The organism is Mycobacterium sp. E796 (assembly GCF_001672815.1).
Classification (GTDB): domain Bacteria; phylum Actinomycetota; class Actinomycetes; order Mycobacteriales; family Mycobacteriaceae; genus Mycobacterium.
On record NZ_LZKK01000066.1, the window covers coordinates 21,261 to 28,482 of the forward strand.

Genomic DNA, 7,222 nt, shown 5'->3' on the forward strand with positions numbered 1-7,222 from the left:
TCCTTCTCCCTGACGTGGGAACCTGGTCCCATCTTTCCTCACCGGTATTCGCCAGGCTCGGCCGGAGGGTCCGGTTTGCACTCCGCCACCACGCGCGCACCGGATCCGCCCGGCCCTGAAGCCACGCGCCGGACGTTGATGAACGAATAGCGGTGCTGGGCGCAGGGGCCGAGCTCGGTCAGCGCCGTCGAATGTGCCGGCGTGCTGTAGCCCTTGTGGTCGGCGAAGCCGTAGCCGGGGTGATCGGCATCCATCGCGACCATCAGCCGGTCGCGGCTGACTTTCGCCAGCACGCTGGCCGCGGCGATGCACGCCGCCACGGCGTCCCCGCCGACCACCGGCAGCGACGGCATCGGCAGGCCGGGCACGCGAAACCCGTCGCTCAGCACGTAACCGGGGCGCACCGACAGGCCGGCCACCGCGCGGCGCATGCCCTCGATGTTGGCCACATGCACGCCGCGCCGGTCGACCTCCTCCGACGGGATGAATACCACGTGATACGCCAGCGCATACCGGCGGATCAAGGGGAACAGCTTTTCCCGGGCCTTCTCGGTCAGCTTCTTCGAATCATCCAGGGCCGCAAGGCTTTCCAGTCGACTCGGGCCGAGCACGCAGGCCGCCACCACCAGCGGGCCGGCGCAGGCGCCGCGGCCCACCTCGTCCACCCCGGCCACCGGGCCGAGGCCGCTGCGATACAACGCGGACTCCAGCGTGCGCAATCCGGACGACTTGCGGATGACGGTCCGCGGCGGCCACGTGGTGGCCATGGCTACTGACTCTGCTGGGGGTTCACCGACCCGACGCCACCCCACCGCGACGGCGGCCACACGATGAATTGGGCCTTGCCAATGACGTTGGTTACCGGCACAGTTCCCGAATTCGGGTCACCGGTGCACAGGATGCCCTTGAGGGCTTCGATCGGGACGCTGGTGCAGTGGGCGCGGGAATCCGCCGAGTGGGTCCGGTTGTCCCCCATCACCCACAGCCGCCCCGGCGGGACGGCGACGGGCCCGAACTCGCTGCCCAGGCACGGGTACTTCGACGGGTCGGCCATCATCGTGGTGGGATCCAGATACGGCTCCTTGAGCGGCTTGCCGTCGACGGTCAACCCCGTTTCGGCCCGGCACTGCACGGTCTGCCCTCCCACCGCGATCACCCGCTTGACCAAATCGTTCTCGTCGGGCGGCACGAAGCCGATGAACGACAGCGCGTTCTGCGCCCAGCGCAGCGCGGTGTTGTTCGAGCGGATCGACTTGTAGCCGGCGTTCCACGCCGGCGGGCCCTTGAAGACGATCACGTCGCCGGGCCGCGGCTGGCCGAACCGGTAACTCAGCTTGTCCACCATGATCCGGTCGCCGACGCAGCCCGTGCACCCGTGCAGCGTGGGCTCCATGGATTCCGACGGAATCAGGTAGGGGCGCGCGATGAACGTCAGCATGACGTAGTAGAGGACGACGGCGATCACCGCGAGCAGAGACAGCTCGCGCAGCGTGGACTTCTTCTTGCGCCCCGACTCGGCCGCTTCGGGTTCCGAGGCTTCGGAGGGCGTGTCGGGGTCGGCGGTGGAGACCTTCGGCTCGGGCTGACCAGCGTCGGACTGGCGCTCGGGTGAGTCCGGGGTATCGGTCACGAGATCAGCGTAGCCAGCACGGTTTGTGGCCGCAGACCTGCGCCGAACCTGGCCCGGTCAGCGCTTTTCCTTGATCTTGGCCTTCTTGCCGCGGAGTTCGCGCAGGTAGTACAACTTGGCGCGGCGGACATCGCCACGGGTCACCACCTCGATGTGGTCGATGTTCGGCGAATGCACCGGGAAGGTGCGCTCGACGCCGACGCCGTAGCTCTCCTTGCGCACGGTGAACGTCTCGCGGATGCCTCCGCCCTGTCGGCGGATCACCACGCCCTTGAACACCTGGATACGCTCCTTGGCGCCCTCGATGACCTTGACGTGCACGTTGATGGTGTCGCCCGGGCTAAAGGCCGGGATGTCGTCGCGCAGCGACGTCTGGTCGACGAAGTCCAGCCGATTCATCGTACGAACACTCTTCCTTGCGGTCGCGGCCTGCGACGGCTGCCCACACGCGGGCGTGGGGCGGTCATCAAGCCGATGGTTTTCGGGCTTTTAGTGCGCATCTCGCAGCCGCCGGGAAACGCCCGGCGCGCTAGTGGGTTCGAGACAACTGAACAATTGTGCCAGACGGCCGGCGTGCATTGAAAATCACAGGTAAACCATGCGGTTCAAAACGCGCCAAAGGCGCTGGTGAATGGTACACATGACTCGGGTCGAAATGGCCCGGCCACGTGCAGGTTTAACGTCCCAGGACGCCGAGGAGACCGACACATGCGTACCCGCCCGCTCGCCGTGCTCGCCGCCGTGGCGGCGGTGACGCTGGTGCTGGCCGGGTGCGACGAGGCGTTGGTGGAGCCGCAAAGCCTGGGAAAGCCGTCCGCCGGACCCGCGCACAGCGAGCCGATTCGGCAGTCCCAGGTGCAGCCCGAGACGGTTCAGCTGCTGCTGGACACCGTGCCGATGCACGGGCCGCCGCAGGCGCTGTCCGGCACGGTGTTCGGCGGCCTGCCGGCGCGGATCCAGCAGGCCATCGACGAGGCCGCCGGCGCCGGGGCCACGCTGTCGGTCGCCGTCCTGGATCGCAAGACGCATGAGCTGGTATCCAACGGCAACAGCCAGATCATCGGCACCGCGTCGGTGGCCAAGCTCTTCATCGCCGACGACCTGTTGCTCGCCGAGTCCCAGGGCAGGGCCGCCCTGTCCCCCGAGGACCGCCAGGCCCTGGACGTCATGTTGCAGTCGTCCGACGACGGCGCCGCCGAGAAGTTCTGGGGCCAGGGCGGCGGCGACAACATCATCACCCAGGTCGCGAGCCGATATGGGTTGTCGTCCACCACCCCACCCAGCGACGGGCGCTGGTGGAACACGATGAGCTCGCTGACCGACCTGATCCACTACTACGACGCGCTGCTCGACGGCACGGGCGGGCTGCCGAACTCGCGGGCCAGCGTCATCGTCAACGACCTCGCCCGGTCCACCCCGACCGGCGCCGACGGCTACCCGCAGCGGTTCGGCATCCCCGACGGGCTGTTCGCCGAACCGGTGGCGGTCAAGCAGGGCTGGATGTGCTGCATAGGCGCCGACTGGGTGCACCTGTCGACGGGGGTGATCGGCGCCGACCACCGCTACGTGATGGTGGTCCAGTCGCTGCAGCCGTCCGACGACGCCACCGCGCGGCAGACGATCACCCAGGCCGTCAAGACGATATTTCCCAACGGCCGGATCTGACGCGGCCCGGTCACGGCGCGAGCAGACGCAAAAGCCCCTGATCTTCGGCGTGTCGCGGGGCTTTTATGTCTGCTCGCGCTCCTGGTCGCCCAATAGGTCCGGGCGGCGCTCGCGGGTGCGCCGCAGGGAAACCTCGCGGCGCCACGCCGCGATCCGCGCATGATCGCCGGACAGCAGGACCTCGGGGACGTCCAGCCCGCGCCAGCTCGGCGGTCGGGTGTAGCTGGGCCCCTCCAGCAGCCGGTCCAGGGCGGGCGAGTGCGAATCATCCTGCAGCGACGCGGGATTGCCCAGCACGCCGGTGAGCAGCCTGAGCACCGCCTCGATCATCACCACGGCCGCCGATTCCCCGCCCGGCAGCACGTAGTCCCCGATCGAGACCTCCTCGACCCGCATCCGCCGCGCGGCGTCGTCGATGACCCGCTGGTCGATGCCCTCGTAACGTCCGCACGCGAACACCAGGTGCTTCTCGGTGCTCCAGCGCTGGGCGGTCGCCTGCGTGAACAATGCGCCAGCCGGGGTCGGCACCACCAAAAGCGTTTCAGCCGAACAAGTCTCGTCCAGTGCCTCGCCCCAGACCGGGGCCTTCATCACCATCCCGGGGCCGCCGCCGTACGGCGCGTCGTCCACCGAGTGGTGGACGTCGTAGGTCCACCGGCGCAGGTCGTGCACGTGCAGGTCGACCAGGCCGGACGCAATCGCCTTGCCCGGCAACGACTGTCGAAGCGGATCTAGGTAGGCCGGGAAGATGGTAATCACGTCGATTCGCATGACTACCCCAGTTCCAGCAGGCCCTCGGGCGGATCGATCTCAATCAGCCTGTCGTCCAACGAGACCGACGTGACGATCGCACTGACGAACGGCACCAGGAGCTCGCCGGAATCCCGGCGTACCGCCAGCAGCTCACCCGCCGCGGTGTGCAACACCTCGGCGACGACGCCGACCTCCTCCCCCGAAATCGTCCGGACGACAAGGCCTTCGAGCTGGTGGTCGTAGTAGGTGTCCGGCTCGTCGATCGGCGGCAGCTCGTCGGAATCCACGACGAACAGGCTGCCCCGCAGCGCGTCGGCCGCGTCGCGGTCGTGCACGCCGGCCAATCGCACTAGCAGCCGCCCACCGTGCTCGCGGGCCTGGTCGACGACGACGCTGCGCTCCTCGCCGCTACGGGAGTTCTTGGCGCGCAACGTATTACCGGGAGCGAACCGTGCCGCGGGATCGTCGGTGCGGATTTCCACGACCACCTCGCCGCCGATGCCGTGCGCCTTGACCACGCGCCCGACCGTTAACTCCAAGGGAGCGCTCCGCTACTGGTCGGTGTCCACCACGTCGACGCGGATGCCGCGGCCACCGATACCGGCGACCAGCGTGCGCAACGCGGTCGCGGTACGTCCGCCGCGACCGATCACCTTGCCCAGGTCGTCAGGGTGGACGTGCACCTCCACGGTGCGGCCACGCCGGCTGGTGACCATGTCGACCCGGACGTCGTCGGGATTGTCGACGATACCGCGGACCAGGTGCTCGACAGCGTCAACGACGACGGTGCTCACCTCGGTCAGCCTTCGGTCGGTGCGTCGGCAGCCGCGGCCTCAGCGGCCGGCTCGGCAGGGGCCTCGGCGGGGGCCTCGGCGGCTGGCTCGGCCTCGGCGGCGGGCTCGGCAGCCTCTTCAGTGGATTCAGAGGCTTCAGAGGCTTCAGGGGCCTCGCCCGCCTTGGCGGCCTTCTTGGCCGGGGCCTTCTTCTTCGGCTTGGCGGCCTCGGTGGTGGGCCCGCCGTCGGCCTCGGCCAGCGCGGCGTTGAACAGCTCCAGCTTGGACGGCTTGGCCGGTGCGGCCTGCAGGCTGCCCTCGGCGCCGGGCAGCCCCTTGAACTTCTGCCAGTCGCCGGTGATCTTCAACAGCTTGAGGACCGGCTCGGTCGGCTGGGCGCCCACCGAAAGCCAGTATTGGGCGCGCTCGGAGTTGATCTCGATCAGGCTCGGGTCTTCCTTCGGGTGATACCGGCCGATGACCTCGATCGAGCGGCCGTCGCGGCGAGTCCGAGCGTCGGCGACGGCGATGCGGTACTGCGGATTGCGGATCTTGCCAAGCCGGGTCAGCTTGATCTTCACAGCCATGGTTAAGCGACTTCTCCTAGATGTGTCACGCTGCAATTCAGCGACCCGGGCGGGATGCCGGGGTCCGGTTTTGCCTCGCGTGTATGACCCCCGAGCAGCCGTAGTTGCGCGGCGGACAGCCGCCCATTGTGCCAGAACACGACTGTCGCGCGGAAATTGCGGCGATCGCAAGCGCGGCGCAGCCGGGCGCGGCGGGTCGCCGCCATCAAATTCGCGGCGATCGCAAGCGCGGCGCAGCCGGGCGCGGCGGGTCGCCGCCATCAGATTCGCCTACATCACCTTTTGGAAGACCTTCGTCTCCACCCGGCGGGTCATCCGCCAGCCCTCGGCGGTCCGCACGAACTCGTCGTCGTACCAGAGCCCGCAAAACAGCGCCTGGTCGCTCTCGCCCGGCAGCACCATCGGGTTGAAGCAGATCACCCGAGACGAGGCGGTGTCGCCATCGATGCGCACCGAGAAGTTCCCGAGCATGTGCGCGTACACCGGGAAGGTCGGCAACACCTCGGACAACCACTTCTTCACCTCGGGGAAATGGCCGTCGATGCCCCCCAACGCCCGATAGTCGATGTAGGCGTCGGGCGTGAAGACCTCTTCCAGGTCGTCGAATCGCCGGTTGTCGATGGCGGTGGAGTAGTCCACCAGCAGCTGCTGGATCTCTAAGCGGTCGGAAATCTCTTCCAGGCTCAACATGGCTTGATTGAACACGACGGAACTGCAACATGTTCAGCGACGTCAGCCGTCCTCCGCAAAGGTGCTTTCGCCCGCCGACTTTGGATACCCAAAGTTCGGCTAATCCTTGTTGAATCATGCCAAATAGATGTAATACTCCGAGATCACGGACTATCGGTAGCCGGGGTTTGGGCGGAGGCTCGCTATGTCGTACGTCATCGCAGCGACGGACATGTTGACGGCGGCCGCCGCGGACGTGGCGGGCATCGGCTCGTCGCTGACGAGGGCCAGTTCGGCGGCCGCGGCCCCGACCTCGGCGGTGCTGGCCGCCGCCGGCGATGAGGTGTCGTCGGCGATCGCGTCGTTGTTTTCCGCCCACGGTCAGCTGTTTCAGACGCTGAGTGCCGAAGCGGAGGCGTTTCACGAGCAGTTCGTCCAGGCGTTGGCCGCGGGTGCGGGGTCGTATGCCGGCGCGGAGGCCGCCAACGTTGCGGCGTTTGCGGCCAGTCCGGCGCAGACGATCGGGCAGGACTTGCTCAACGTGATCAATGCGCCCTTCCTGGCGCTCACCGATCGCCCGCTGATCGGCAACGGCGCCAACGGAATGCCGGGGACGGGTCAAAACGGTCAGGGTGGCGGGTGGCTGTTGGGCAACGGCGGCGCCGGTGGCTCCGGCGGGCCCGGCCAGGCCGGCGGTAATGGCGGCCCCTCGGGGCTGTTGGGCTACGGCGGGGCCGGCGGGGCCGGCGGTCCGGGCACAGCGACCATGGCCGCCGGTGCCGGTGGTGCAGGCGGCAATTCCGGCGACCCCCTGTTGGGCCGCGGCGGGGCCGGCGGCGCGGGCGGATTCAACGCGTTCGGGGCCGGCGGGGCCGGTGGACCCGGCGGCAATGGCGGCCTGCTGTTCAGCGCCGGCGGGGACGGCGGGGCCGGCGGCAGCGGCACGACCGCCGGCCGCGCCGGCGGGGCCGGCGGGAGCGGCGGGCTGATCAGCGGGGTGTTCGGTGCGGGCGGCGGCAACGGCGGCGCGGGCGGGTTCGGCTCCTCGGTGGCCGGCGGTGCCGGCGGACACGGCGGCGACGCCGGCCTGCTCGGCGGCCCAGGAGGCGCCGGCGGCACCGGCGGGGGCAGTATCGCCAGGCTCG

The 7,222-nt window shown here is 68.9% G+C and carries 8 protein-coding genes and 3 pseudogenes; 3 read left to right on the top strand and 8 right to left on the bottom strand.

All coding sequences use genetic code 11. The features are described from left to right. Positions 1-22 precede the first annotated feature (22 nt). From A5706_RS06085 to rplS, 3 genes and pseudogenes are all read right to left on the bottom strand, one after another. Positions 23-767, bottom strand: a pseudogene (locus tag A5706_RS06085) (ribonuclease HII); the annotation flags it as partial. Between the two features lie 2 nt (positions 768-769). Further along, positions 770-1,630 (bottom strand): signal peptidase I, encoded by an 861-nt coding sequence (lepB, locus tag A5706_RS06090; RefSeq protein ID WP_068128207.1) that lies wholly within the window; start codon positions 1,628-1,630, stop codon positions 770-772. A gap of 57 nt (positions 1,631-1,687) precedes the next feature. Further along, positions 1,688-2,029 (bottom strand): 50S ribosomal protein L19, encoded by a 342-nt coding sequence (rplS, locus tag A5706_RS06095; RefSeq protein WP_066930268.1) that lies wholly within the window; start codon positions 2,027-2,029, stop codon positions 1,688-1,690. A gap of 309 nt (positions 2,030-2,338) precedes the next feature. Here rplS and A5706_RS35160 point away from each other — a divergent pair. Beyond that, positions 2,339-2,423: pseudogene (locus A5706_RS35160) on the top strand (hypothetical protein); the annotation flags it as partial. 65 nt (positions 2,424-2,488) lie between these two features. Next, positions 2,489-3,295: pseudogene (locus A5706_RS06100) on the top strand (hypothetical protein); the annotation flags it as partial. Between the two features lie 63 nt (positions 3,296-3,358). Here A5706_RS06100 and trmD read toward each other — a convergent pair. From trmD to A5706_RS06125, 5 genes are all read right to left on the bottom strand, one after another. Then, the gene (trmD, locus tag A5706_RS06105; RefSeq protein WP_068128212.1) at positions 3,359-4,066 is read right to left on the bottom strand and encodes a tRNA (guanosine(37)-N1)-methyltransferase TrmD; all 708 of its coding nucleotides are present in this window, start codon (positions 4,064-4,066) and stop codon (positions 3,359-3,361) included. Between the two features lie 2 nt (positions 4,067-4,068). Next, entirely contained in the window at positions 4,069-4,587 is a 519-nt protein-coding gene (gene rimM / locus A5706_RS06110; protein WP_068128214.1) for a ribosome maturation factor RimM, read from the bottom strand. 12 nt (positions 4,588-4,599) lie between these two features. Continuing rightward, entirely contained in the window at positions 4,600-4,842 is a 243-nt protein-coding gene (locus A5706_RS06115; protein ID WP_003878715.1) for an RNA-binding protein, read from the bottom strand. A 5-nt stretch (positions 4,843-4,847) separates the two neighbouring features. Further along, positions 4,848-5,408 (bottom strand): 30S ribosomal protein S16, encoded by a 561-nt coding sequence (rpsP, locus tag A5706_RS06120; RefSeq protein ID WP_068128216.1) that lies wholly within the window; start codon positions 5,406-5,408, stop codon positions 4,848-4,850. Between the two features lie 270 nt (positions 5,409-5,678). Further along, a complete protein-coding gene (locus tag A5706_RS06125) occupies positions 5,679-6,098 on the bottom strand; it encodes a nuclear transport factor 2 family protein (protein WP_068128223.1) in 420 nt (139 codons plus the stop codon). Positions 6,099-6,282: 184 nt separating this feature from the next. Here A5706_RS06125 and A5706_RS06130 point away from each other — a divergent pair. Then, positions 6,283-7,222: PE family protein (locus A5706_RS06130; protein ID WP_156766974.1), on the top strand; the 940-nt coding region annotated here is incomplete at its 3' end.

Excerpts from the sequence above, each read along its gene's own strand:
- rplS (WP_066930268.1), bottom strand. The coding sequence starts at position 2,029 with ATGAATCGGCTGGACTTCGTCGACCAGACGTCGCTGCGCGACGACATC.
- trmD (WP_068128212.1), bottom strand. The coding sequence starts at position 4,066 with ATGCGAATCGACGTGATTACCATCTTCCCGGCCTACCTAGATCCGCTT.
- rpsP (WP_068128216.1), bottom strand. The coding sequence starts at position 5,408 with ATGGCTGTGAAGATCAAGCTGACCCGGCTTGGCAAGATCCGCAATCCG.
- A5706_RS06125 (WP_068128223.1), bottom strand. The coding sequence starts at position 6,098 with ATGTTGAGCCTGGAAGAGATTTCCGACCGCTTAGAGATCCAGCAGCTG.